The organism is Streptomyces sp. NBC_01476 (assembly GCF_036227265.1).
Classification (GTDB): domain Bacteria; phylum Actinomycetota; class Actinomycetes; order Streptomycetales; family Streptomycetaceae; genus Actinacidiphila.
The window spans coordinates 5263183-5287725 of sequence record NZ_CP109446.1 but is presented as its reverse complement, the minus strand read 5'-3'; the positions used below and the strand labels follow the sequence as shown (position 1 = coordinate 5287725).

Genomic DNA, 24543 nt, shown 5'->3' with positions numbered 1-24543 from the left:
CTCACACGTCGGTCCGGGACATCCGGCGGATGAGCATGAAGCCGACCACGTAGAGGCTCAGCGAGATCAGTACACAGATCCGGCCGAGATTCGAGCCGGTCAGAGCGCCGAGCGAGCCGGGCATCACGCGGTCAAGCAGTAACAGCGAGCCGATGCCCATCACCGGGATCGCGTACGCCGTAACCGTCACCTGCGACATCTGCGTCCGCACCTCGCGGCGGGTCTCCTTGCGTTCCTCCAGGGTCACCGTGAGGTTGCGGAGGGACTCCACGACGGAGCCGCCGGCGCGGCTGGAGAGGACGAGGGTGGAGACCAGGACGATCAACTCGCGGCTCGGGAGGCGCTGTTGGAGTTCGCCGAGGGCGTCCTCGACGGAGTGGCCGAGGGCCATCGCGTCGGCGACCTGCTTCAGCTCCTCGCCTGCCGGGGCGTCCAGTTCGTCGGCGGCCATGGAGACCGCGGTGCGCAGGGCCAGGCCGGCCTGGGTGGCGTTGGCCAGGACGCGGGCGAGGTCGGGGAGTTGGGCGATGAGGCGTTCGGTGCGCACGCGGCGGCGCCAGGAGAGGAAGGAGTACGCGGCCCAGGCCGCGATCAGCGCGGCGATCGGGCCGAAGAACGGCGCCAGGATCAGCGCCGCCAGCAGCCAGGCCGCCGCCACCACTCCCGCGAAGGCCGCGGTGAACTGCCCCGGCGTCAAGTCCGTCCCGGTCGCGGCGAGCCGCCCTTCGAGCCGCTTGCCCCACGCGTATCCCCGCACCCGCCGGTCGAGCCCGGAGAAGGCGGGGCGGTGCGGGCCGCGGCCGGGGTCGCCGGCCAGCCGCTCCACGAGGGCCGCGCGGTCCGCCCGCCCGCCGCGCCACGCGTGCAGACCCCACACGCCGAGGACCAGCGCGACGGTGGTGAGCAGGATGACCAGCAGGGGGTAGGGGCCGGTGGCCCAGGCGGGTCCCGATCCCAGCGCGGTCGTGGCGGGCCGCGTCATTTCGCCTCCCGGCTGTCGAGTTCCAGTTCGCTCGCCCCGATCCCGAAGGCCGCCGGTACGTGTTCGCCGGCCAGGTAGAGGCGCTCGCCGATCTCCCGTGGCACCGGCCGGTGTTCGTACCAGCCGCGGACGATACGGTCCACGCCCAGCGGTTCGGCGCGGAAGCGGGTGGCGGAGGCGAGGACGAAGGAGTCCCGGCCGCGCGAGGACAGGACCGCGATCTCGGCGATCCGCCGGGTGCCGTCGACGTGCCGGTGGAGCTGGACCAGGACGTCCACCGCCGAGTTGATCTGGTCGCGGAGCGCCTCGAACGGGATCTTCACCTCGCTCATCGACGCCAGCGTCTGCAGCCGGAGCACCGCGTCCTCTGCGGAGTTGGCGTGCACGGTGGCCAGCGAGCCGTCGTGGCCGGTGGACATCGCCTGGAGCATGTCCAGGGTCTCGCCGCCGCGGACCTCGCCGACGATGATCCGGTCGGGCCGCATCCGCAGGCTGTTGCGCACCAGGTCGCGGATGGTGACGCGGCCTTCGCCCTCGACGTTCGGCGGGCGCGACTCCAGCCGGATCACGTGCTCCTGCTGGAGCTGGAGTTCGGCCGCGTCCTCGACGGTGATGATCCGCTCGCCGTCCGGGATCAGCCCGGACAGGGCGTTGAGCAGCGTGGTCTTCCCCGAACCGGTGCCGCCGCTGACGATGATGTTGCACTTGGCGCGGACGAAGGCGGAGAGCAGGAGCAGCATGTGCTCGTCCAGCGTGCCGAGCGCGATGAGTTCCTGCAGGGTGTACGCGCGCGGGAAGCGGCGGATGGTGAGAGTGGGGCCGGTCAGGGAGAGCGGCGGGATGATGACGTTGACGCGTTCGCCCGAAGGGAGGCGGGCGTCGACCATCGGATTGGACTCGTCCACCCGGCGGTTGACGGTGGAGACAATGCGTTCGATGGTCTGCAGGAGCTGTTCGGCGGAGGAGAAACGGGCCGCGACCTGCTCGACGCGGCCACCGCGTTCGACGTAGATCTTGTCCGGGCCGTTGACCATGATCTCGGTGACGGACGGGTCTTCCAGGAGGGGTTCGAGGATGCCGAGGCCCAGCGCCTCGTCCACCACCCGGCGGATCAGCGCGGCCCGCTCGGTGGTCGAGAGCACCGGGCCTTCCCGGCTGACGATGTGCCCGAGGACGCGTTCGAGCCGGGCGCGGCGCTCGGCGGCGGCCAGCGCGGACATCTCCGCGAGGTCGATCTCCTGGAGCAGTTTGGCCCGGTAGACCGCGATCAGGTGGCTTTCCTGGGTCTGCGGGGTGGCCTCTTCCACGGCGAGGCGGGCGCGAAGGCTCACGGCGTCGTGTCCTCCCTCGGCATCGTCGCGGACCGGCTGACCGGGTCGAGGAAGCTCAGCCCGGGCAGCACGGAGGGAATCCGTACGGTCGCGGTCGCCGTCACGGTCAGGTTGTCGCTGCGCGGAAAGGTGATGCTCGGGTTCACCCATCCGCTGACGGCGTTCGCGCCGGCCTGCGCGGCGTCCGCGTGCGGGTCAGGTTCGGCCGCGGTACGGGCCGCGGCACGGGCCGCCGTCCCGGCCTGCTCCCCGCAGTACGCGGCGATCCCGAGCTGGATCCCGGCGAGCGCGATGAGCAGCAGGAAGGGCAGCATCCCCAGGTACTCAAGCGACGCGACGCCCCTCTCCCGCCAGGTCGCCCGCGCGGCCCGCACCCACTGCCGCGAGGCGCGGCGGGCCGCCGCGCGGACGCCCGGGACGCCCGGGGCGGCCGGGGCGGCCGGCCGGGAGGGCGCCGGCGTGCCCGACCGGGGTACACGGACGGCGGAGGCGACGGGGGCGGCGGGGGCAGCTGCCCGGGCCGCTCCCGGGATCACTGCCGGAGCACCTCCCGGGATCGCTGCCGGGGCCGCTCCCGAAATCACCCCCGGGGCCGCTCCCGGGATCACTGCCCGGGATCCTCCCGGGGCCGCTCCCGAAATCACCCCCGGGATCCCTGCCGGGGTCACCGGGGAGGCTCCTCGTCGACCGTGCCGGCGTGGCCGTCGACGTCGACCGGGAAGGAGATCGCGCCCGGGAAGAGGACCGGGACCCGGAGCGAAAGGGAGACCGAGACCTGGCCGTCGGAGCGGGAGACGTTCAGGTCCCGGATGTCCCACGCGCTGGGGACGTCGCTCCTGGCCGCCGCCGGGACGTCGCCACCCACCGCCGCCGCGCGGGCGGCCTTGTCCGCCGCGTTCCCCGCGAGGGTGAAGGTGTAGCCGGCCAGGACCGCCTGCCAGACCAGGATCAGGGTGACCAGGATGACCGGGGTCATCCCGAGGGTCTCCAGGGTCACTTGGCCGCGGTCGCCGCGGCGCGGCTTCCTGCCGCGTGCGGCCGGCAGCGCCGGCGCGCCCGCGACCAGGCCCAACTCCCCTGCCAGCGCCCAGATTCCGGCCTTGACGGTGGACCGGTTGTCCAGGTCCTGGAGCCGCCCCGCGTCGATGACGGCCTGCAACTCGCGGAATCCGGCCGGGATCACGGAGGCCGCGATCTTCGTACCGGTGATGCGTCCGATCAGCGACGGCTGGATCTCGCTCGACCGGGTGTGCCGGTTGACGACGGTCGTCGTGTCCTGCGGCTTACGGATCTGCAGCCGGTCCCACATCCGCACCATCCGCTTGGCCGCGCGGACCGCGATGACGTCGGGGGTGGTGACCAGGACGGCGGCGTCGGCGGTCTCCACGGCGACCGCGTTCGCGCTGGTCACCTGGGTGCCGCAGTCGACCACGACGACTTCGTACCGTTGCCGCAGGGCGGCGAGCACCAGCCGGGCCGAGCGGTCGGTGACCTCCTCGCCGCGTTCGCCGTCGGCCGGGGCCAGCAGCAGCGCGGGGCCCGACTCGTGGACGTACATCGCGTCGTGCAGGACGCGGGAGGAGACGTCGGCGATGTCCGCGAGGTCGGCGACCGAGCGGCGGAACTGGACATCGAGGAAGGAGGCGATGTCACCGCCCTGGAGGTCGAGGTCGACCAGGGCGGTGGAGCGGCCCGACGCGTGGGCGGCCAGGGCGAGTTGGACGGCGATCACGGTGGTGCCGACGCCGCCCTTCGCGCCGGCCACGGCGACCAGGGCACCGCCGGCCACCGCGGGCAGGGACGCCCGGTTGGGGCTGAGGTGCCGCCGCACGCCGGCCGCCCACCCGGCGGCTGCCTCCACCCGGGCGCCCAACTCGTCGTAGGACAAGGGGAGTCCGATGACCCCGCGGGCTCCGACGTTCATCGCGGAGGCCAGCATCGTCGGGCTGGGGTCGGCGGTGAGCAGCACCACGCCGACCGCGGGGAAGCGCAGGGCCACGTCCCGGATCAGGTCGAGGGCGGGCATCGGGCCGATCGCGTCGTGCAGAACGACGACTTCGGGCAGTTCGTCGAGCCCGGTCTCGGCGGCGCGCGCGAGGGTGTCCAGCAGCGCGGTGGAGTCGCCGACGGCCGGGCCGGGTTCGGCGCCGGGCAGTTGCCCGAGCAGTCCGAGCAGCGCCCTGGCGGCGTCAGGGTCTCCGGTGGCGGCGAGGATGCGTACGGCCATCAGTGCGTCCTCCCCGTCATGAAGCGGGCGCCGGAGCGGCGGCCCGGCCGGAGCCCGGCGCGGCGGGCGGCGCGGCGGCCGGCCCGGAAGTCACCCTTCACTGCGCACTTCCCGTCCCCGGGTCCCCACCCAGCGTGTACGAACGATCCCCCGGCATGGGCGGCGCGGTGTCGCCGGGCGCGACCAGCGCCAGCCGTACGTGCACCGCGAACGACTCGGAGTAGGCGATGCGTTGGGCGTCCCTCACATCGAGTGCGAAGGTGATCGGCACCCCCTGGTCCGACACCCGCTGTGCGTCCTCGCTCTTGTCGAACGCCCTGATCTCGCCGACGTCGAGCACCTGTGCGTCGGCCACCATCAGCTTGGAGACGTCCGGGTCGGTGTCCCGCTTGCCCTTGAAGGTGGCGAAGATGTTGACCAGGTCCCCCGGGTCGATCTTCCCTGCCACGCCCGTCTCCGCGTCGATCATGATGGCGATCTCCATCTGGCCGGACTTGAGCTGGGGCCGCACCGCGACCATGTCGGACTGGAGGAGGGTGCCCTTCTTCAGCGCGACCGCGGCGATCTTCCCCTGCAGTTCGCCGAGGTCGCGGACCGCGGTGTCCGGCAGCCACCGCTTCGGCACGGATATCCGGTGCACCTTGGCGGCGGTGAGTGCGGTGTACGCCGGTACGTCCGCGGTCAGTTCGTACGCGGTGACCTTGGATCCGACCTGCGAGCGCGCGTTGGAGACGACGGCAAGGACCCCCGCGAAGGCGGCCACCGCGCACAGCACGGAGATCACCAGGAGGACGACACCACGGCGCTGACGTGAGTTCATGTGCGGGCGGGCCTATCGCTTGTGGGGTTCGAGTTGGGGGCGGCGCGGGGTCTCGACCGCCCGCCCCTGACCGGTGCCTGCGGGAGCGGCGGCGGCGTGCTTCGCCGGGGTCGCCCGCTCGCCGAGCCTGGTGGAGCAGAACAGGCACTGGTCACCGATCACTTCGAGCCCGCACCAGGTGCAGGTGTCGCGCCGTACCGAGGTGACCAGTTGGTAGAGCATGCCGACGTCGGCGATGTACGCGGTGAACTCGACCAGCTTCGACGTCCCCCACCACGCGGCCGAGTCGGGCGGCAGCGGCACTTCGCGCAGGTGCTGGGAGCGCCAGGCGCCGGCCAGCGGTCCGGTGATCCAGCCGGGGTCCAGGGCGTTGCCGGCCAGCGCGAGCTGGGTCTGGTAGCCCGGCCCCGGCGGCAGGTGCTCGGTGTCCGCCTCGGCGAGATACGGCTCGGGGTGGGCGATGACCGCGAAGTGCCGGCCGGGCACCAGGGACCTGACGTGGCTGCCGACGCCGACCGGGACGCGGTCGAGCTTGGCCACCGAGCCCAGCAGCGCGCCGGAGTACAGGTAGTACGACAGCAGCCGGGCGGCGCCCGCGAGGACGCCGGGGCCGAGGTCGGTTCCGGCCAGCTGCCGCAGCTGCTCACCGAGCAGGCTGACCGCGAGCGGCGGCAGGGTGAGCGGCACGATGGCTATCCGGTCGGCCTCCAGCGCGGACCGTACGGTGTGCATCCTGCGGCGGGCCGGGTCCGCCGGGTCGGCAGGGGCCAGCGCCACCAGATGGCCGTACGCGTCGAGGGCCGCGGAGGTACGCATCACCTGCTCCTCCAGCGGAAGCGCGAGGTCGTCCGTGGTGACCGTGATGACGCTCGGCATACGGAACCTCCCCTTCTCCGCACGGCGTTGGCCGGCCACCGTCCGGCGGGTCACCCGGAGATCATCCGGCGAGCCCACCCCTACCTGGCAATTCGCGGTCGTCAGCTTATCGATGTGTAGCGGGTTGGGTGCGGAAAGTTGCGGATCGGGATCGGTGAACGACAGGTGACCGCCAGAGGTCTTGACAACCGTATTGGTCTGGACCAACTTTCTCCCTCATAGGTGTCACCTGTGTTCTCCGTCACCCGCACTCCCACCACCCCCCAACTCCTTGCCCCCAGGAGGCAGTCGTGGAACGTGCATCGCACGCGAATGCGAATCATGCGAGCCATGCCAAGCGCAGAACCACCGTCCTGCAGCGCACCATCGCCGGAATCAGCGCCGCCGCGGTGATCGGCGCCGGCGCCGCCCTGGTCAACATGGGCACCGCCAGCGCCGCGACCACCAACCTCATCGCCAACCCCGGTTTCGAGAGCGGCCTTTCGAACTGGAGCTGCACGGCCGGCAGCGGCGCCACCGTCAGCAGCCCGGTGCACTCCGGGAGCACCGCGCTCAAGGCGACCCCGTCCAACAGCGACACCGGCCAGTGCACGCAGACGGTCAGCGTCCAGCCCAACTCGCAGTACACGCTGAGCGCGTGGGTGCAGGGTTCGTACGTCTACATAGGTGCCACCGGCACCGGCGGCACCGACCCGTCCACCTGGACCCCGGGCACCTCCGGCTTCCAGCAGCTGAGCGTCAACTTCACCACCGGCGCGAGCACCCGCTCGGTGACGGTCTACACACACGGCTGGTACGGCCAGCCCGTCTACTACGCGGACGACGTCACGCTGACCGGTCCTGGCGGCAGTACGACCACACCGCCCACCACCCCGCCGACGACGCCCCCGACCACGCCCCCGACCACACCGCCCACCACACCGCCCACCACGCCGCCGACGACTCCTCCGACGACGCCCCCGACCTCTCCGCCGGCCGGCAACCTGCCCAAGCACGTGGTCACCGGTTACTGGCAGAACTTCAACAACGGCGCGACGGTGCAGACCATCGCCCAGGTGCAGAACCAGTACGACATCATCGCGGTGGCGTTCGCGGACGCGACCACCACACCCGGCGCGGTCTCCTTCACCCTCGACCCGTCGCTCGGCTACAGCGTGGCGCAGTTCAAGGCGGACATCGCGGCGAAGCAGGCGGCCGGCAAGAAGGTGATCATCTCGGTCGGCGGCCAGAACGGCACCATCTCGATCCGGGACTCCGCCTCGGCGACCAACTTCGCCAACAGCGTCTACTCGCTGATGCAGACGTACGGCTTCAACGGGGTCGACATCGACCTGGAGAACGGCATCGACTCCACGTACATGCCGCAGGCGCTCCGGGCGCTCAGCGCCAAGGCCGGTTCCTCGCTGATCATCACGATGGCGCCGCAGACGATCGACATGCTCTCGGCGGGCAGTGACTACCTGGCCACCGCGCTGAAGATCAAGGACATCCTGACGATCGTCAACACGCAGTACTACAACAGCGGTTCGATGAACGGCTGTGACGGCGGGGTCTACAGCCAGGGCACGGTGGACTTCATCACCACGCTGGCGTGCACCGCGATCCAGGCGGGTCTCTCGCCGGCGCAGATCGGCATCGGCACGCCGGCGTCCACCAGCGCGGCGGGCTCCGGCTACGTCAGCCCGACCGTGGTCAACAACGCGCTGGACTGCCTGGCGAAGGGCACGGGGTGCGGCACGTTCAAGCCGAGCACCACGTGGCCGACGATCCGCGGGGCGATGACCTGGTCCACGAACTGGGACGCGTCGGCGGGCAACACGTGGTCCAACTCCGTGGGGGCGCACGTTCACGGGATGCCGTAGCTATTGACCGGGCCCGCACGCCCTCCCCCCACCGGCGGTTCCCGGACCACCTGCCGGTGGGGGTCTTCCCTCCGGGCCCGCACGCCCTGCCCCGCACGGCCGGTTTCCGGACCTCCGGTCCGTCGTGGTTGCTCGCGCAGTTCCTCGCGCCCCTTCGGGGCACGTCGTCCGTGGACGGTGCCTTACAGGGGCGCGGGGAACTGCGCGGGCACTGGCCACCGGCGGGGGGTCCGGGCTGGGCGGGTGGGGCCGGTGACCGCCGGAGGACGGGTCAGCCGAGGACGGCCAGCGCGTCGATCTCGACCAGGAGCCCCGCCGGCAACCCCACGTACACCGTGGTCCGCGCGGCCGGCGCCTCCAGCAGATTCGCGAAGTACCCGTTGTAGATCTCGTTGAACTCCGCGAAGTGCCCCGTGTCGGTGAGGTAGACGCGGATCATCACCACGTCCTCCCAGCTCGCCCCGCCCGTCTGCAGCACCGCCTGCACATTCGCCAGGGTCTGGAGCGTCTGCTCCCGCAGGCCAGGACCGGCCGGCACCGGCGCCTGGCCCGCGACCGCCGGCAGGAAGCCGACCTGGCCGGCCACCTGGAGGATGTTCCCCTTCCGCACACCGTGCGAGAACCGCGCCGGCGGAATCGTGTGCGTGGGCGGGACGATCGCGATCTTGGGCTCACTCATACAGAAGGTTCCTCGCGCTCAGGGCCGGCCACGTCCGACGTGGACCCGACCGCATCGACAACTCCAACGGCACCGACAGCTCCGCCGGCTCCAACTGCTCCGGCGGTCACCGAAGACACCGGCGCCGCACCGGAAAGCTCCGCACTGATCGCCTCCGCCACCCGCCGCACCTGCGGCGCGAGCCGCAGCAACTCCTCGGCGGAGACGACCACGTTGGGCGCGGAGACGGACATCGCCGCGCAGACCCGGCCGTCCGGCCCCCGCAGGGGCGCGCCCACACAGTTGATGGACTCCTCGTGCCCGCCGAGGTCGGTCGCCCACCCCTGCTCGCGCACCCGGGCCAGCTCCGCCAGGAAGGCGGCGGCGTCCGGGGTGGAACGGGCGGTGTAGCGCGGGTACTCCAGGCTCTCCGCGACCGCCCTGCGCTCCGGCTCCGGCAGGTCGGCGAGGAGCAGTTTGGCGACGGCGGCGACCGTGATGGCGACCGGGCGGCCGATCCGGGAGTACATCCGGACCGGGTAACGGCTGTCCACCTTGTCGATGTAGACCACCTCGCCCTGTTCGTAGACCGCCAAGTGCACGGTGTGGCCGGTGCGTTCGTTGAGTGCGGCCAGGTGCAGGTGGGCGATGCCGCGGATGTCGAGGGTCTCGATGGCCTGCTGGGCGAGCGCGAAGAGCCGTGCGCCGAGGCGGTAGCGCTGGTCCTGCTGCCGGTAGACCAGGCCGTGTTCGTGCAGGGTGCGCAGCAGTCGCAGCGCGGTGGACTTGTGCACGTCCAGCCGGGTCGCGACCTGTTCGAGGCTCGCCGGGCCCTCGGCGAGCAGCGGCAGGATGGTCAGCGCGCGGTCGACGGTCTGGCTCACCGTGCCGCCTCCGTCCAGCCCGCCGCGAGCCGCAGCCGCCCCCACTCCGTGTCGTCCGAACCGGCCAGCCGGCGGACGAGTTCGCGCGGCGGCGGTACGGCGTGGTCCGCCGGTACGGTCAGGGCCGCGGCCGCCAGCAGGTGGCCGTGCCGCAACCGGTCGCGCAGCGGGAGTTCCCGCAGGGTCGCGGAGAGGAAGCCGGCCGCGAAGGCGTCGCCCGCGCCCACGTGGGAGACGACGTCCACCACCGGCGCGGGGACGTGCAGCCGTGCGGTGCCGGTGTACGCGGTGGCCCCGGCCGCGCCCTGTTTGACCACCAGGACGGCGGGTTCGGGCAGTTCGGCCCTGATCGCGTCGGCGTCCGGCAGTCCCCAGGCCGCCTCCGCCTCGTCCTCGCCGACGAACACCAGGTCGCAGCCGCGGGCGAGTTCGGCCAGCCGCCACGGGTCGGCGCCGTGCCACAGGGCGGGCCGGTGGTTGACATCGTAGGAGACCAGCGGGCGGCCCGGCTCGGGGTGGGTGAGACGGCGCATCAGCGCGAGGCAGGTCGGCGAGAGCGCGGCGGTGATGCCGGTGAGGTGCAGCACCCGCCCGGACCAGGCGTCGCGCCGCCGGACCAGCGCGGGTGACAGGGCGGAGGCGGCCGAGCCCTTGCGGTAGTAGACGACCTCGGCCTTTCCGTGCTGTGCGGCGACGGTGGTGGCGCGCTCGCCCGCGGTACGGAAGTAGATGCCGGTGGGCCGGTGCGGGTCGCGCTGTACGGCGCTGACGTCCACGCCGGCCGCGGCGATCGTGCTGACCAGGTGGTCGCCGAAGCCGTCGGCGCCGACCCGGCTGATCCACCGCGCGCGGTGGCCCGAACGGGCAAGGGTACAGGCGACGTTGGACTCCGCGCCGCCTATCGCCCGGTGGAAGTCGGGTACGTCCGCGAGCGGGCCGGGCCGGCCGGGGACGAAGGTGACCATGGACTCACCGAGGCACACGACGTCGTAGTCGGCGGTCACCTGAGCCCTCACTTCCTCCAGGGCCGGGCGTTGACCCGGCGCAGGCGTGGATGTTAGACAGCTCGGAGCAGGATACGCAATGAGCGTTGCACATGCTGCAACGATCCACCGCCGGCGGAAGGCTTGGGCATGGACCTCGACGAGCGGGTGGCCGCGCTGGACCAGGAGCGGGTCGGCCACCGCTACAAGGCGGTACCGCCGGACGCCGAGGGCCTGACCTTCGCCGAGCTCGCCGCCCAGCGCCGCAACCTCTTCGACGGCGGGTTCACCACCCCCGTCCTGGTCCTCTCCGCCGAGGCCCTGGACCACAACCTCGGCCTGCTGGAGCGCTACACCGCCGAACACGGCCTGGCCTTCGCCCCGCACGGCAAGACCTCGATGGCCCCGCAGCTCTTCGCCCGCCAACTCGCCCAGGGCGCCTGGGGGATCACCGTGGCCGTCCCGCACCAGGTGCGGGTGGCGAGGGCGTTCGGGATACGCCGGATCTTCGTCGCCAACGAGGTGGTGGACGCGGCCGGCCTCGCCTGGATCGGCCGGCAGCTCGACGCCGACCCGGAGTTCGGCTTCCTCTGCTACGTCGACTCGGTCCGCGGGGTCGAGCTGATGGACGCGGCCCTGCGGTCGGCGGGCGTACGGCGGCCGGTCGACGTCGTCGTGGAACTCGGCGCGGGCGAGGGGGCGAGGACCGGGGTGCGTACCGAGGCGCAGGCCGCGGCCGTCGCCGCGGCGGTGGCCGGGGTGACGTCGCTGCGGCTGGTGGGCGTGGCCGGTTACGAGGGCGAGGTGCCGGACGCGGACCCCGAGCGGGTACGGACCTTCCTGCGGCGGCTGGTGGCGCTCGCGGCGGACCTCGACGCGGCCGGGCGGTTCGCCGGCGCGGACGAGATCGTGATCAGTGCGGGTGGCTCCGCCTGGTTCGACGCGGTGGCCGACGTCTTCGCGGAGATCCCCGGACTCTCCCGCCCCGCGCTGAAGTTGCTCCGCTCCGGCGCGTATGTCACGCACGACGACGACCACTACTCCCGGGTCACGCCCTTCAACAGGGTCCCGGCCGAGGGGAGTCTCCATCCGGCGCTGCGCCTGTGGGCCCAGGTCGTCTCCCGCCCCACCCCCACCCAGGCGTTCCTCAACGCGGGCAAGCGGGACGCCCCTTACGACCTCGGTCTGCCCCGGCCGACCGTCGTCCGCTCGGCCCGCACCGGCGGGCTGCGCCCGGCGCCTGACGGGCTGACCGTCGCACGGCTCTCCGACCAGCACGCGTGGTTGAGCGTCCCGGCGGACGACCCCCTCGACGTCGGGGACTGGGTCGAGCTGGGCCTTTCCCACCCCTGCACCACCTTCGACAAGTGGGCGCTCATCCCCGTCACCACGGCCGACGGCACGGCGACGGACTACGTCCACACGTTCTTCTGATGGGCGGCGACCGGCTCGCCCACGGCTTCACCGCGGTGGACGGGCAGCCGCGGCCGGCCGCGTGGGTGGAGGTGCTGGACCGGCTGGCCGCCGAACCGTTCTACGCGGCCGGCAAGGAACGCCTGCTCGAACTCCTCCAGGCGCGCCCCGGCGGGCTCTTCCTTGAGGTCGGGGCGGGCACGGGTGACGCGGTACGGGCGCTGCGCGAGCGGTACGGGGCGGAGGCCCTCGCGGTCGACAGCTCCCTGACGATGGCCGCGGAGGCCCGGGCCCGGGGGGTGCGGCGGGTCGCCGCCGCCGACGGGCACCGCCTGCCGTTCCGCGCGGGGCGCTTCGACGGGGTGTGGGCCGACCGGGTCCTCCAGCACGTCGCGGAGCCCGCGCGGGTGCTGGACGAGATGCTGCGGGTGGTCCGTCCCGGCGGCCGGATCGTGCTCGCCGACCCGGACTACGACACGCAGGTCCTCGACATCGAGGACCAGGACCTGGCCCGCCGCGTCCTCCGCTTCCGCGCGGACACCCTCCTCCGCAACGGCAGCCTGGCCCACCGGCACGCCGGCCTGTTGGCCGAGCGCGGGCTGACCGGTGTCACGGTCGAGGCCAGGACCCTGGTCGTCCGCGATCCCGCGGCGGCGGACAACGTGATGGGCCTGCGCACGTGGGCGCACGCCGCGGCGACCCATGGCGTCCTCACCCCCTCCGAAGCGGACCGCTTCACCACCGACTTCGACACCGCCGTCCGCACCGGCCGCTTCACCTACGCGGTCACCTTCTTCCTCACCGCGGCCTCCACATGACCCCCCGGCCCACGGCACCCCAAGGACGCGTCCGGCAACGGCGCGGCAGGGCCCCAAAGGGGCGCGAGGAACTGCGCGAGCAACCCACCACCACCCGCACACGGCAACGGCGAGGCAGGGGCAGGACGCACACCGCCAGGGTCCGCGCGAGGAACTACGGAACGAAGGGAGTGGCCGGCCATGGAGACGGTGATCCGCGGCGCACGCGTGGTCGACGGGTCCGGAGGACCCTCGTACGTCGCCGACGTAGGACTCCACGGTGGCCGGATCGCCGAGATCCGGCCACCCGGCACCCGCCTCGGCGCCACCCGCGTCATCGACGCCGACGGCCTCGCACTGGCCCCCGGCTTCATCGACATGCACGCGCACAGCGACCTCGCCCTGCTGCGCGACCCCGCGCACGAGGCGAAGGCGGCGCAGGGGGTCACCCTGGAAGTGCTCGGGCAGGACGGACTGTCCTACGCACCGGTCGACGACGGCACCCTCAAGGAGTTGCGGACGCAGCTCGCGGGGTGGAACGGCGACGGCCACGACGTGGACATCGACTGGCGCGGCGTCGGCGGCTACCTGGACCGGCTGGACCGCGGGATCGCGGTCAACGCGGCCTACCTCGTACCGCAGGGCAGCGTACGGGCACTGGTCATGGGGTGGGAGGACCGGCCGGCCACCGCGGAGGAACTGCGGCGGATGCGGGAGCTGGTCGCGCAGGGCCTGCGCGAAGGCGCCGTCGGGATGTCCTCGGGGCTCACCTACACCCCCGGGATGTACGCCTCGGACGCCGAACTCACCGAACTGTGCCGGGTGGTGGCCGCGTACGGCGGCTACTACTGCCCGCACCACCGGTCGTACGGCGCGGGCGCGCTGGAGGCGTACGCCGAGATGCTGACGCTCGCCGAAGACGCGGGCTGCGCCCTGCACTTGGCGCACGCCACGATGAACTTCGGGGTCAACCAGGGCCGCGCGCCCGAGCTGTTGACGCTGCTCGACCGGGCGATGGCCGGCGGCGCGGACGTCACCCTGGACACGTACCCGTACACCCCGGGCTGTACGACGCTCGTCGCGCTGCTGCCGAGCTGGGCGGCGGCGGGCGGGCCCGAGGCGACGCTGGCGCGGCTGCGGGACGACGCGACCGCCGAGAAGATCCGGTACGACCTGGAGGTCACCGGCTCGGACGGCAGCCACGGCGTGCCGATGGACTGGTCCACCATCGAGATCTCCGGTGTGGGCGACCCGGCCCTCGAACCGCACACCGGCTCCCGGGTCGACGGCTGGCCCACCGCCCGCCGCCTGCTGCTCGCCGACCGGCTGGGGACCACGATCCTGCAGCACGTCGGCGACGAGCGGAACGTCGTCACGATCATGCGGCACCGCGTCCACACCGGCGGCTCCGACGGCATCCTGCACGGCACCAAGCCGCACCCGCGGGCGTACGGCACCTTCCCGCACTATCTGGGCCACTACGTAAGGGAGTTGGGCGTCCTCAGCCTGGAGGAGTGCGTCGCCCACCTCACCGGCCGCCCGGCCGCCCGGCTGCGTCTGCCCGACCGCGGTCTGGTCCGCGAGGGCCACCGCGCCGACCTGGTCCTCTTCGACCCCCGGACGGTCGCCGCGGGCGCCACCTACGACCGGCCGCGGACGCTGCCCACCGGCATCCCGTACGTCCTGATCGACGGCCGCTTCGTCATCGACGGCGGCATCCGCACCGACGTCCTGGCCGGCCGCTCGGTCCGCCGCACGGGCACGGCGCCCCGGTAGCCCCCGCGCCCCACGGGGGTGGACCGTGGTGAAAAACACCGCGCGGTGCGCGTTACGCCGCCGTAAAGTGACCCGCATGCAGGTGATCCAGTCCACGAAGCTCGCGAATGTCTGTTACGAGATCCGGGGTCCGGTTCTTGAGGAGGCGATGCGGCTGGAGGCGGCCGGGCACCGCATCCTCAAGCTGAACACCGGCAACCCGGCCGGATTCGGTTTCGAGTGCCCCCCGGAGATCCTTGAGGACATGCTGCGCACCCTCGGTGACGCGCATGGGTACGGGGACGCCAAGGGGCTGCTCTCGGCGCGCCGCGCGGTGGTGCAGCACTACCAGACCAAGGGCGTCCCGCTCGACGTCGAGGACATCTACCTCGGCAACGGTGTCTCCGAGCTGATCCAGATGTCGATGCAGGCGATGCTCGACGACGGCGACGAGGTGCTGGTCCCCGCGCCCGACTACCCGCTGTGGACCGCCTCGGTCTCGCTGGCCGGCGGCACCGCGGTGCACTACCGCTGCGACGAGTCCTCCGACTGGATGCCGGACCTCGCCGACATCGAGCGGAAGGTGACGGACCGCACCAAGGCGCTGGTCATCATCAACCCGAACAACCCCACCGGCGCCGTCTACGACGACGAGATGCTGCGCGGGCTGGCCGACATCGCCCGCCGCCACCGGCTGGTCCTGTGCTCGGACGAGATCTACGACAAGATCCTCTACGACGACGTCACGCACACCCCGACCTCGGCGATCGCGCCCGACCTGCTGACCTTGACCTTCAACGGTCTGTCCAAGGCGTACCGGGTGGCCGGCTACCGCAGCGGCTGGCTGGCGGTCTGCGGCCCGAAGAAGGGCGCGGCCAGCTATATAGAGGGTCTGACGATCCTGGCCAATATGCGGCTGTGCGCCAACATGCCGGCCCAGCACGCCATCGCCACCGCGCTCGGCGGCCACCAGTCGATCACCTCGCTGGTGCTGCCCGGCGGGCGGCTGCTGGCGCAGCGCGACGCGACGTACGAGGCGCTGACCTCGATCCCCGGGGTCACCTGTGTGAAGCCCAAGGGCGCGCTGTACGCCTTCCCGCGGCTCGACCCGCAGGTCTACAAGATCAAGGACGACCGGCAGATGGTCCTGGACCTGCTGCGGGCGGAGAAGATCATGATCGTGCACGGTACGGGTTTCAACTGGACCGAGCCGGACCATTTCCGCATCGTCACGCTGCCGCGCGCGGACGACCTCACCGAGGCGGTGGGGCGTATCGGCCGCTTCCTGGACGGCTACAGCCAGCCGTAACGCTCGCGCTGTGCGTGAAGCTGTACGTCAACGGGTCACTCCGCAGGGCGCTGGGGCACCCCCGGACACTCCGCCCGGGGGTGCCACAGCGCCGCTGTGCTACTGGCCGAGGCGCGCGACCAGCGCCTCGTACTCCGCCCACAGCTCCGGCGGGGTGTGCTCGCCGAAGAGTTCCAGGTGGGACGGGATCAGTGAGGCCTCGTCGCGCCAGACCACCGGGTCCACCGTGAGGAGCAGGTCGAGGTCGGCCTGGGAGATGTCGAGCCCGTCCGTGTCGAGGGCGCCCTCCGCGGGGAGGATGCCGATCGGCGTCGTGACGCCGTCCGCCTGGCCGGAGAGGCGCTCCACGATCCACTTCAGCACGCGGCTGTTCTCGCCGAAGCCGGGCCAGACGAACCGGCCGTCCGCGTCCTTGCGGAACCAGTTCACGTAGTAGATCTTCGGCAGCTTCCCGGCGTCGTGGGTCTTGCCCATCTCGATCCAGTGGCCGAAGTAGTCGCCCATGTTGTAGCCGCAGAACGGCAGCATGGCGAACGGGTCGCGGCGCAGCTCACCGACCTTGCCCTCGGCGGCGGCCGTCTTCTCGCTGGCGATGTTCGCACCGAGGAAGACCCCGTGCTGCCAGTCGAACGCCTCGGTGACCAGCGGGACCGCCGACGCGCGCCGCCCGCCGAAGAGGATCGCCGAGATCGGCACCCCGCGCGGGTCCTCCCACTCGGGGGCGATGATCGGGCACTGGGCGGCCGGCACGGTGAAGCGGGCGTTGGGGTGCGCGGCCGGAGTGGTGCCGCCCGGGGTCCAGTCGTTGCCCTTCCAGTCGGTGAGGTGGGCCGGCGGCTCCTCGGTCATGCCCTCCCACCACACGTCGCCGTCGTCGGTGAGGGCGACGTTGGTGAAGACGGAGTTGCCGTACATGGTCTTCATGGCGTTGGCGTTGGTGTGCTCGCCGGTGCCGGGAGCGACACCGAAGAAGCCGGCCTCGGGGTTGATCGCGTAGAGCCGGCCGTCCTCGCCGAACCGCATCCAGGCGATGTCGTCGCCGATGGTCTCCACCGACCAGCCGGAGATGGTGGGCTCCAGCATCGCCAGGTTGGTCTTGCCGCAGGCCGACGGGAAGGCGGCGGCGACGTACTTGCTCTCCCCCCGCGGCGGCGTCAGCTTGAGGATCAGCATGTGCTCGGCCAGCCAGCCCTCGTCGCGGGCCATCACCGAGGCGATCCGCAGAGCGTAGCACTTCTTGCCGAGCAGGGCGTTGCCGCCGTAGCCGGAGCCGTAGGACCAGATCTCCCGGTCCTCGGGGAAGTGCGAGATGTACTTGGTGGCGTTGCACGGCCACGGCACGTCGGCCTCGCCGTCGGCGAGCGGCGCCCCGAGGGTGTGCACGGCCTTGACGAAGGCGCCGTCGGTGCCGAGCTCGTCCAGCACCGGGCGGCCCATCCGGGTCATCGTGCGCATCGACACGGCGACGTACGCGGAGTCGGTGATCTCCACGCCCATCGCGGACAGCGGCGAGCCGAGCGGACCCATGCAGAACGGGACGACGTACATCGTCCGGCCGCGCATCGATCCCCTGAACAGCCCACCTTCACCCTTCTGGCCGGTGAAGACGGCACGCATTTCGGCGGGCGCCTTCCAGTGGTTCGTCGGGCCGGCGTCGGCCTCGCGCTCGGAGCAGATGAAGGTCCGGTCCTCGACGCGCGCCACGTCCGAGGGGTCGGACGCCGCGTAGTACGAGTTCGGCCGCAGGGTCGGGTCGAGCTTGGTGAAGGTGCCCTTGGCGACGAGTTCCTCGGCGAGGCGGTGGTACTCCTCCTCCGAGCCGTCGCACCACACGACCGCGTCGGGCTGGGTGAGCTCGGCGATCTCGCCCACCCAGTCGATGAGTTGACGATGCCGAGTGGGAGGGGTGGGAAGGGTGGGAAGGGTGGAGGGTTCGCTGGGTTCGCTGGGGGTGAGGGTGGATTCGCTGAGGCTGGAGGGTGCTGCAAAGCCGCGCGCCACGATCGCTCCGTCCCGCCGGGTCCGCACAGACCGGCGTCACACATTGAGGGTTGGGTTCGGCCCCTTGGGGGCTGCGACCCGGACGCTTGCGAGGGTGCTCATCCGGTGCCGACCGCACTCATATGAGTGTGAGCCCCGGCAAATGCATCTGTCCAGAGCACCCGGAGTGAGGGCCGACACTCCGAATCTGAATTTCCTACTAACAGGTAACTTACGTGACCGTAGGTAAGATTGACGCCATGAGCGCCGTAGAAGACACTGGCGAGGTGTCCCCCGCCGTCGACGAGGTCGACCTCCCGAAGCTCGTAAAACCCAAGCTCAGGGGCTGGTTGCATGCCGGAATGTTCCCGGCTGCGCTCATTGCCGGCGTCGTTCTGACGGCGTCCGCCCACAGCGCCAGGGGGCGGGTCGCATGCGCCGTCTTCACTCTCACCGCGTGCGCGCTCTTCGGAGTCAGCGCCCTGTACCACCGCGGAAACTGGGGCGCGCGGGCGTCAGGAATTTTGCGACGACTTGACCATGCGAACATCTTCTTGATCATCGCGGGCACCTATACGCCGCTCACCATCCTGCTGCTGCCGGACGGCACCTCGGAGCTGCTGCTCTGGCTGGTCTGGGGCGGCGCGCTGGCCGGTATCGCCTTCCGGGTCTTCTGGGTGGGCGCACCGCGCTGGCTCTACACCCCCTGCTACATCGCGCTCGGCTGGGTGGCGGTCTTCTTCCTGCCCGACTTCCTGCGGACCGGCGGGGTCGCCGTGATGGTCTGCGTGATCGTCGGCGGCCTGCTGTACAGCGCAGGAGCGGCCATCTACGGCTTCAAGCGGCCGAATCCGTCGCCGCGGTGGTTCGGCTTCCACGAGGTCTTCCACTCCTTCACGCTGGCCGCGTTCGTCGTCCACTTCATCGGGATCTCGCTGGTCGCGTACCAGCACGCCTAGCCGGCGGCCGGCCGAGCCGCGCCAGGAACCCGCACCCGGGAAGGGTGCGGGTTCTTTCGTGTGCGCGGGGCCCGGCAGGGGGCGGAACCGGGGCCGGGCTTCCCAGCACGACTCGCGGGAGTTACTCTTTTTTGAGAGTTACTACCAATTGGCATCGACTCCCGGAGTTTTCCATGGCCGCACCCGCCGAAAGCCCGCCCCAGCTGGACCCGTCCCCGTTGGACCCGCGGCGCTGGCTCGCGCTCGGCGCGCTCGTCGCGAGCATGCTCGTCCTCAGCTTCGACACCACGATCCTCAACGTGGCGCTGCCGACCATGGCCGCGCAGATCGGCGCCGACACCGGCGACATGCAGTGGGTCGTCGACTCCTACACGGTGGTGTTCGCCGCGGTGATGCTGCCCGCGGGGCTGATCGGTGACCGGTTCGGCCGCCGCCGGATGCTCATCGCCGGCCTGGCGGTGTTCCTGGCCGGCTCGCTGCTCGGCGTCTTCGCGGGCAGCCCGGCGCCGGTGATCGCGGCTCGCACCGTGATGGGGACCGGCGCCGCGTTCGTGATGCCGCTGGCGCTCTCCGTCCTGCCGTCGATGTTCGGACCGGACGAACGGACCAAGGCGGTCGCGGCGGTCACCACCGCCGCGGCGCTGGGCATGCCGCTCGGGCCGATCGTCGGCGGAACGCTGCTGGAGCACTTCTGGTGGGGCTCGGTCTTCCTGGTCAACATTCCGCTGGTCGCGATCGGCATCGTCGCCTGCGTCCTCCTGCTGCCCGAGACCCGCGATCCGGCGGCGCCCCGGGTGGACCTGATCAGTACGGTGTGCGCCGCGGCCGGGCTGGGCGCGCTGGTCTTCGGCATCATCGAGGCGCCGGAGCGCGGCTGGGGGGACCCGGTGGTGCTGCTCTCGCTCTTCGGGGCGGTCGCGCTGGTCACCGGGCTCGTCCTGCGGGAGCGGGGGGTGGAGCGGCCGATGCTCGACCTGACGCTGCTGGGGCGCCGGGGCTTCCTGTGGAACGCGGTGGCCGCGACGCTGGTCACCTTCATCCTCACCGGACTGCTCTTCGTCCTGCCGTCGTACCTGCAGACGGTGCTGGGCAACGACGCCTTCGGCACGGGGGTGCGGCTGCTGCCGATGATGGGCGGGCTGCTGGTGGCCGCGCGGGGCGGGGCGCCGCTGGTCAAGCGGTACGGGCCGCGGCCGGTGATCGTCGCCGGGCTCGTGGTGCTGGCCGGGTCGGCGTTCCTCGGCAGCACGACCGGGACCGGGGACGGGTACGGGTCGGTGGCGGTCTGGCTCAGCCTCAGCGGGGTCGGCTTCGGGCTGGCGATCGTGCCGGCGATGGAGGCGGCACTCGGGCAGTTGCCGGTGGACCGGGCGGGCAGCGGGTCGGGCCTGCTGCAGACGCTCCGGCAGACCGGTTCGGCGGTGGGGGTCGCCATCCTGGGCAGCGTGCTGGCCGCGGGGTACACCGGCCGCCTCTCCACCGACGCGCTGCCGCCGGCCGCGGCCCATGCGGCCCGCTCCTCCGTCATCGCGGCGCACGCGCTGGCCGACCCGGCGCTCTCCACGTCCGCGGACGCGGCGTACATCCACGGGATGGACCTCACGCTCCTGGTCTGCGGGGGCGCTGCGCTGGCGGCAGCGGTCCTCGTCGGCCTCTTCCTCCCCAACCCCCACGGGGTCGCTCCCGCGGGGGTGGGCACCGACACCGCCGACCCCAGCCCCTTGCGGCCGTCCCCGGACCACCCCCCGGTCACCGGCTAGCCGCGCAGTTCCGCCCCCAGACTTCGTCCGGGGGTGCCCCCCGCGCCCCTCAGGGGCGCGGGGAACTGCGCGAGCAACCCCAACGGCGCCGCACCAACCCACCCCCCGGAAGGAGCAGCCCCGCCAGGGGCGCGAGGAACTGCGCGAACAACCCACCACCGGCGGACGCGTGACGACCAACGGGTCCGCCCCCCCGCAGGGGGACGCGAGGAACCGCGCGACAACCCACGACGGCGCCGCACCACGTTCACCGGCGGAGCCACTCCGTTCTGGTGAGGAGCCCCCCGTATGCGGGAGAATGGCCACATGCCCGCCCGCGTCGCTGAAACCCCCGCAACCGGCCCCAAGCTCCCCACCGGCCTGCGGGAAAGAAAAAAGGTGCAGACCCGGATCGCGATCCGGGCCGCCGCCTACCGCCTCTTCGCGGAGCAGGGCTACGACGCGACCCCGGTCGACCAGATCGCCGCCGCCGCCGACGTCTCCCCCAGCACTGTCTTCCGGTACTTCCCGACCAAGGAGGACATCGTCCTGACGGACGAGTACGACGACGAGATGGCCACCCTCCTGCGGGCCCGCCCGCTGGACGAACAGCCGCTCGCCGCCGTGCGGAACATGATGCACGAAGCCCTCGGCAGGGTCCTCGACGACCAGGCCGGCCGCGCCGAGCTGATCCAGCGGGAGAAGCTGATCCGGGACGTGCCCGCGATCAGGGCCCGGTCCCACGAGAGCATGTCGGCCACCGGCAGGCTGCTCGCCGACGTGATCGCCGAACGCACCGGTCGCCCCACCGACGACCTGGGCGTACGCGTCTTCATCGCCGCCGTCTTCGGCGTACTGCACGAGACGACGATGTACTGGGTCGAGCACGGCCGCGAGGAGGAGGATCTGCTGCCGCTGCTCGACGAGGCCCTCGGGATGGTCGGCAACGGCCTCGACTTCTGAGAGCGTCTGGGAGCGCCGGCCGCCGCCGCCCGCCGGACGCCCGCGGCCGGCCCGCGCCGGCTCACGGCAGGTGCGGCCCGAGCCACTCCGCCGACCGCAGTTGCGACCGCAGCGCCCGCGGGTCCGAGGTCGGCGCGTCGCAGACGAACCGGCGGCAGACGTAGGCCGCGGCCCGCCCGGCCCGGGTCGGCCGGTCCAGCAGCAGCGGGAACTCGGCGGAGCCCTCCTCACCGACGGCGACCACTATCCCGGGGGCCGCGCCGAGCAGCGCCGTGCGGTGGAGTTCCGCGGTGAGCGGGTCCGCGGTCGGGCCGACCACGGCCACCTCGCGCGGCCCGTCCAGCGCGGCCTCGGCGACCGCCAGCCCCCAGCCGATGAAGCGCGGCGCCCGCGAGGCGAGCGCGCCCACCACACCGAGGGCCCGTTCGGCCGCCTCGCGGTGGGGGTCGGAACCGGTGTGGGCGGCGTACGCGAGCAGTGCGCCGGCCGCCGCCGTCCACCCGGACGGCGTCGCGTTGTCGGTCGGATCCTGCGGGCGGCGGATCAGCGCCTCCGCGTCGTCCGCGGTGTCGTAGAGCGTGCCGTCGGGGGCGGTGAAGTGGTGCAGTACGGAGTCGAGCAGCAGCCCCGCGAGGTCCAGCCAGACGCCTTCACCGGTGACCGAGGCGAGCGCGAGGAAGCCGTCGGCGACGTCGCCGTAGTCCTCAAGGACTCCCGCGTTGACGCCCGCGACGCCGTCCCGCGAGGTGCGGAAGAGCCGGCCGCGGCTGTCCATGTGCACCCGGACCAGCAGGTCGGCGGCGTCCACCGCGGCCTGTACGAGGTCGGGCCGGTCGAAGTACGCGCCGGTCTCGGCGAGCGCGGCGATGGCCAGGCCGTTCCAGGCGGCCACCACCTTGTCGTCCCGGCCGGGGCGGGGGCGGCGGGCGCGGGCGGCCAGCAGCCGCTCCCGTACCCGGGCCACCCGGTCGGCGTCCACCACGCCCGCGCCCTGCGGAAGTTGGAGGACGGAGGCGCCCTTCTCGAAGGTGCCCTCCCGGGTGACGCCGAAGTACGCGGCGGCGAACTCCCCGTCCGCCGCGCCGAGTTCAGCGGTCAGCTGGTCCGGGGTCCAGACGTAGTACGCGCCTTCGGCGTGGCCGCCGCTGCCGTCGTCGCTGTCGGCGTCCAGCGCGGAGGCGAACCCGCCCTCTGTGGTGCCCAGTTCGGCGAGCAGGAAGTCCGCAGTCTCCAGGGCGACCCGGCGGGCCAGGTCGGAGCCGGTGGAGCGCCACAGGTGGGCGTAGACCCGGGTGAGCAGCGCGTTGTCGTAGAGCATCTTCTCGAAGTGCGGGACGGTCCAGGTGGCGTCGACGCTGTACCGGGCGAAGCCGCCCGCGAGTTGGTCGTAGATGCCGCCGCGGGCCATCGCCTCGCAGGTCTCCCTGGCCATCTGCAGCGCGCCGTCCGCGCCGGTGCGGGCGTGGTGCCGCAGCAGGAACTCCAGCACCATGGACGGCGGGAACTTCGGCGCGCCGCCGAACCCGCCGTGCTCGGCGTCGTACCCCCGGGTCAGTCCGGTGAGCGCGGCGGCCAGTTCGTCCTCGCCGGCCGGCGCGGTCGCGGTCCCGTACGCGCCGCCGCGCTCGGCCAGTTCCGCGGTGATCCGGGCGGCGACCTCGCCGACCTCGTCCCGCCGGTCCCGCCAGGCCGCGACGACGCCCTGCAGCACCTCCATGAACCCGGGCAGCCCGTGCCGGCCGCGCGGCGGGAAGTACGTACCGAAGTAGAACGGCTCCCCGTCCGGCGTCAGGAACACCGTCATCGGCCAGCCGCCCTGGCCGGTCGCGGCCTGCACCGCCTCCATGTACACCGCGTCCACGTCCGGCCGCTCCTCGCGGTCCACCTTCACCGCGACGAAGTGCTCGTTCAGGTACGCGGCGGTCGTCTCGTCCTCGAACGATTCGCTCGCCATCACATGGCACCAGTGACAACTGCTGTACCCCACGCTCAGCAGCACCGGCACCCCGCGCTTGCGCGCCTCCCCGAACGCCTCCTCCCCCCACGGCCACCAGTCCACGGGGTTGTGCGCATGCTGGAGCAAATAGGGCGAAGTAGCGTCACCAAGTCGGTTCACGCCGCCACTTTCTCACGTACCGCCCCCCGGTTCCTTCACCCCTGCCCCACCAGCCAATGAATCACCGCCCGCCCGCTCGGCGGAGATCTCCTGGCGATTCGCCGGCCGGTACGCTGAGGTCGGCGCCGCCGTGCGCTCCGTGACAGGACTCCGGGAGGTTCGTATGAGCGCCGAGATGGTCGCGCCCGCCTGGATGCACGAACGGATCACCGCAGAGCAGTACGACTCGTGGTCGGAAGAGCAGTGCGCCGGCATCGAGGTAGTGGACGGGATGGTCGTGGTGAGCCCCAGCGCCTCCATTCGGCACAACAGGCTCGCCCGCATCCTGGCCAACGGCCTGGACGCCGCCGCGGGTCCGGGGTGGAACGCCGACACCGACTTCGACGTCCGGCCGCAGGACGTCCCCCTCACCAACCGGCGCCCCGATGTCGTCGTCTACCGCGCGGACCGGATCGACCTCCACCCGATGCGTCCTGAGCACGTACTGCTGGTGGCAGAGGTCGTGTCCCCCGGGTCAGAGACCACCGACCGGGTGGTGAAGACCGACCAGTACGCCCGGGCCGGGATCCCCTTCTACTGGCGGGTCGAACAGGCCGCCACCGTGTCCCGATCGTCTATACGTACGTCCTCGACCCCGCCACCAAGACTTACAGTGACGGCGAGATGTTCACCGGCACGGTGAAGGCCACAGCACCTTTCTCCATCACGGTCGATCTCGGGCTCTTGTAAGGTACCGAGAAGCCGCCCCGCTATCGACGCTTGACCATCCGCACCCGCTTCACGGTGTTTCGCGGACTCTTCAGGAAATTCTCCGGCTACGAACCAGATGCACCACGTGCGGATGCGACTCCAGCTCGCACACGATCGTTCAGCCGCGCCCGGTCAAGAA

General features: G+C 72.0%; 19 protein-coding genes and 1 pseudogene. 9 read left to right on the top strand and 11 right to left on the bottom strand.

What is annotated here, in order from left to right; translation table 11 throughout:
* Position 1: 1 nt before the first annotated feature.
* The 6 genes from OG552_RS23180 to OG552_RS23155 all read right to left on the bottom strand — a co-directional run bounded on the left by OG552_RS23180 (position 2) and on the right by OG552_RS23155 (position 6236).
* A complete protein-coding gene (locus OG552_RS23180; RefSeq protein ID WP_329135927.1) occupies positions 2-982 on the bottom strand; it encodes a type II secretion system F family protein in 981 nt (326 codons plus the stop codon).
* Positions 979-2313, bottom strand: a complete 1335-nt coding sequence (locus OG552_RS23175; RefSeq protein ID WP_329135925.1) for a CpaF family protein — start codon at positions 2311-2313, stop codon at positions 979-981. The genes OG552_RS23180 and OG552_RS23175 overlap by 4 nt, the downstream gene beginning before the upstream one ends.
* Complete coding sequence (locus OG552_RS23170) at positions 2310-2849, bottom strand: TadE/TadG family type IV pilus assembly protein (RefSeq protein WP_329135923.1); 540 nt, start codon at positions 2847-2849, stop codon at positions 2310-2312. The genes OG552_RS23175 and OG552_RS23170 overlap by 4 nt, the downstream gene beginning before the upstream one ends.
* Positions 2850-2977: 128 nt before the next feature.
* Positions 2978-4540 carry an AAA family ATPase gene (locus tag OG552_RS23165; protein WP_329135921.1) on the bottom strand — a complete coding sequence of 521 codons (1563 nt, stop codon included), beginning with the start codon at positions 4538-4540 and terminating at the stop codon, positions 2978-2980.
* 97 nt (positions 4541-4637) lie between these two features.
* Positions 4638-5360: a Flp pilus assembly protein CpaB gene (gene cpaB / locus OG552_RS23160; RefSeq protein ID WP_329135920.1), complete on the bottom strand. Its 723-nt coding sequence runs from the start codon at positions 5358-5360 to the stop codon at positions 4638-4640.
* Between the two features lie 12 nt (positions 5361-5372).
* A complete protein-coding gene (locus tag OG552_RS23155) occupies positions 5373-6236 on the bottom strand; it encodes a hypothetical protein (protein WP_329135918.1) in 864 nt (287 codons plus the stop codon).
* A gap of 365 nt (positions 6237-6601) precedes the next feature.
* On the opposite strand from OG552_RS23155, the gene OG552_RS23150 reads away from it, so the two are divergent.
* Positions 6602-8098 (top strand): chitinase, encoded by a 1497-nt coding sequence (locus OG552_RS23150; protein WP_443071188.1) that lies wholly within the window; start codon positions 6602-6604, stop codon positions 8096-8098.
* Positions 8099-8369: 271 nt separating this feature from the next.
* Here the strand turns inward: OG552_RS23150 and OG552_RS23145 are convergent, their stop codons facing one another.
* From OG552_RS23145 to OG552_RS23135, 3 genes are read right to left on the bottom strand one after another with little or no spacing between them, the layout of a single operon-like run.
* Complete coding sequence (locus OG552_RS23145) at positions 8370-8777, bottom strand: RidA family protein (protein ID WP_329135916.1); 408 nt, start codon at positions 8775-8777, stop codon at positions 8370-8372.
* Positions 8774-9640, bottom strand: coding sequence for an IclR family transcriptional regulator (locus OG552_RS23140; RefSeq protein WP_329135914.1), 867 nt, complete (start codon positions 9638-9640; stop codon positions 8774-8776). Before OG552_RS23140 ends, OG552_RS23145 begins: the two co-directional genes overlap by 4 nt.
* Entirely contained in the window at positions 9637-10665 is a 1029-nt protein-coding gene (locus OG552_RS23135) for a sugar kinase (RefSeq protein WP_443071187.1), read from the bottom strand. Before OG552_RS23135 ends, OG552_RS23140 begins: the two co-directional genes overlap by 4 nt.
* Positions 10666-10773: 108 nt before the next feature.
* Between OG552_RS23135 and OG552_RS23130 the strand changes: the two genes are divergently transcribed.
* From OG552_RS23130 to OG552_RS23115, 4 genes are all read left to right on the top strand, one after another.
* Entirely contained in the window at positions 10774-12057 is a 1284-nt protein-coding gene (locus OG552_RS23130) for an alanine racemase (RefSeq protein WP_329135910.1), read from the top strand.
* Positions 12057-12854 carry a methyltransferase domain-containing protein gene (locus OG552_RS23125; protein ID WP_329135908.1) on the top strand — a complete coding sequence of 266 codons (798 nt, stop codon included), beginning with the start codon at positions 12057-12059 and terminating at the stop codon, positions 12852-12854. The genes OG552_RS23130 and OG552_RS23125 overlap by 1 nt, the downstream gene beginning before the upstream one ends.
* A gap of 180 nt (positions 12855-13034) precedes the next feature.
* A complete protein-coding gene (locus OG552_RS23120; RefSeq protein WP_329135907.1) occupies positions 13035-14609 on the top strand; it encodes an N-acyl-D-amino-acid deacylase family protein in 1575 nt (524 codons plus the stop codon).
* Between the two features lie 76 nt (positions 14610-14685).
* Positions 14686-15897, top strand: coding sequence for a pyridoxal phosphate-dependent aminotransferase (locus OG552_RS23115; RefSeq protein ID WP_329135905.1), 1212 nt, complete (start codon positions 14686-14688; stop codon positions 15895-15897).
* 99 nt (positions 15898-15996) lie between these two features.
* On the opposite strand, the gene OG552_RS23110 is transcribed toward OG552_RS23115, so the two are convergent.
* Positions 15997-17898: a phosphoenolpyruvate carboxykinase (GTP) gene (locus OG552_RS23110; RefSeq protein ID WP_329135904.1), complete on the bottom strand. Its 1902-nt coding sequence runs from the start codon at positions 17896-17898 to the stop codon at positions 15997-15999.
* A 239-nt stretch (positions 17899-18137) separates the two neighbouring features.
* On the opposite strand from OG552_RS23110, the gene trhA reads away from it, so the two are divergent.
* The 3 genes from trhA (at position 18138) to OG552_RS23095 (ending at position 21538) form a co-directional block, all read left to right on the top strand.
* Positions 18138-18836, top strand: coding sequence for a PAQR family membrane homeostasis protein TrhA (gene trhA / locus OG552_RS23105; RefSeq protein ID WP_329135902.1), 699 nt, complete (start codon positions 18138-18140; stop codon positions 18834-18836).
* 173 nt (positions 18837-19009) lie between these two features.
* Entirely contained in the window at positions 19010-20596 is a 1587-nt protein-coding gene (locus tag OG552_RS23100) for an MFS transporter (protein ID WP_329135900.1), read from the top strand.
* 306 nt (positions 20597-20902) lie between these two features.
* Positions 20903-21538, top strand: a complete 636-nt coding sequence (locus OG552_RS23095) for a TetR/AcrR family transcriptional regulator (RefSeq protein WP_329135898.1) — start codon at positions 20903-20905, stop codon at positions 21536-21538.
* Between the two features lie 61 nt (positions 21539-21599).
* On the opposite strand, the gene OG552_RS23090 is transcribed toward OG552_RS23095, so the two are convergent.
* Complete coding sequence (locus OG552_RS23090; protein WP_329135896.1) at positions 21600-23654, bottom strand: thioredoxin domain-containing protein; 2055 nt, start codon at positions 23652-23654, stop codon at positions 21600-21602.
* 163 nt (positions 23655-23817) lie between these two features.
* Here OG552_RS23090 and OG552_RS23085 point away from each other — a divergent pair.
* Positions 23818-24383: pseudogene (locus OG552_RS23085) on the top strand (Uma2 family endonuclease).
* Positions 24384-24543 lie beyond the last annotated feature (160 nt).

Bases quoted from the DNA above. Each gene is read 5' to 3' on its own strand.
- OG552_RS23180 (WP_329135927.1), bottom strand. From the start codon at position 982: ATGACGCGGCCCGCCACGACCGCGCTGGGATCGGGACCCGCCTGGGCC.
- OG552_RS23165 (WP_329135921.1), bottom strand. From the start codon at position 4,540: ATGGCCGTACGCATCCTCGCCGCCACCGGAGACCCTGACGCCGCCAGG.
- cpaB (WP_329135920.1), bottom strand. From the start codon at position 5,360: ATGAACTCACGTCAGCGCCGTGGTGTCGTCCTCCTGGTGATCTCCGTG.
- OG552_RS23155 (WP_329135918.1), bottom strand. From the start codon at position 6,236: ATGCCGAGCGTCATCACGGTCACCACGGACGACCTCGCGCTTCCGCTG.
- OG552_RS23145 (WP_329135916.1), bottom strand. From the start codon at position 8,777: ATGAGTGAGCCCAAGATCGCGATCGTCCCGCCCACGCACACGATTCCG.
- OG552_RS23130 (WP_329135910.1), top strand. From the start codon at position 10,774: ATGGACCTCGACGAGCGGGTGGCCGCGCTGGACCAGGAGCGGGTCGGC.
- OG552_RS23125 (WP_329135908.1), top strand. From the start codon at position 12,057: ATGGGCGGCGACCGGCTCGCCCACGGCTTCACCGCGGTGGACGGGCAG.
- OG552_RS23120 (WP_329135907.1), top strand. From the start codon at position 13,035: ATGGAGACGGTGATCCGCGGCGCACGCGTGGTCGACGGGTCCGGAGGA.
- OG552_RS23115 (WP_329135905.1), top strand. From the start codon at position 14,686: ATGCAGGTGATCCAGTCCACGAAGCTCGCGAATGTCTGTTACGAGATC.
- trhA (WP_329135902.1), top strand. From the start codon at position 18,138: ATGAGCGCCGTAGAAGACACTGGCGAGGTGTCCCCCGCCGTCGACGAG.
- OG552_RS23100 (WP_329135900.1), top strand. From the start codon at position 19,010: ATGGCCGCACCCGCCGAAAGCCCGCCCCAGCTGGACCCGTCCCCGTTG.
- OG552_RS23095 (WP_329135898.1), top strand. From the start codon at position 20,903: ATGCCCGCCCGCGTCGCTGAAACCCCCGCAACCGGCCCCAAGCTCCCC.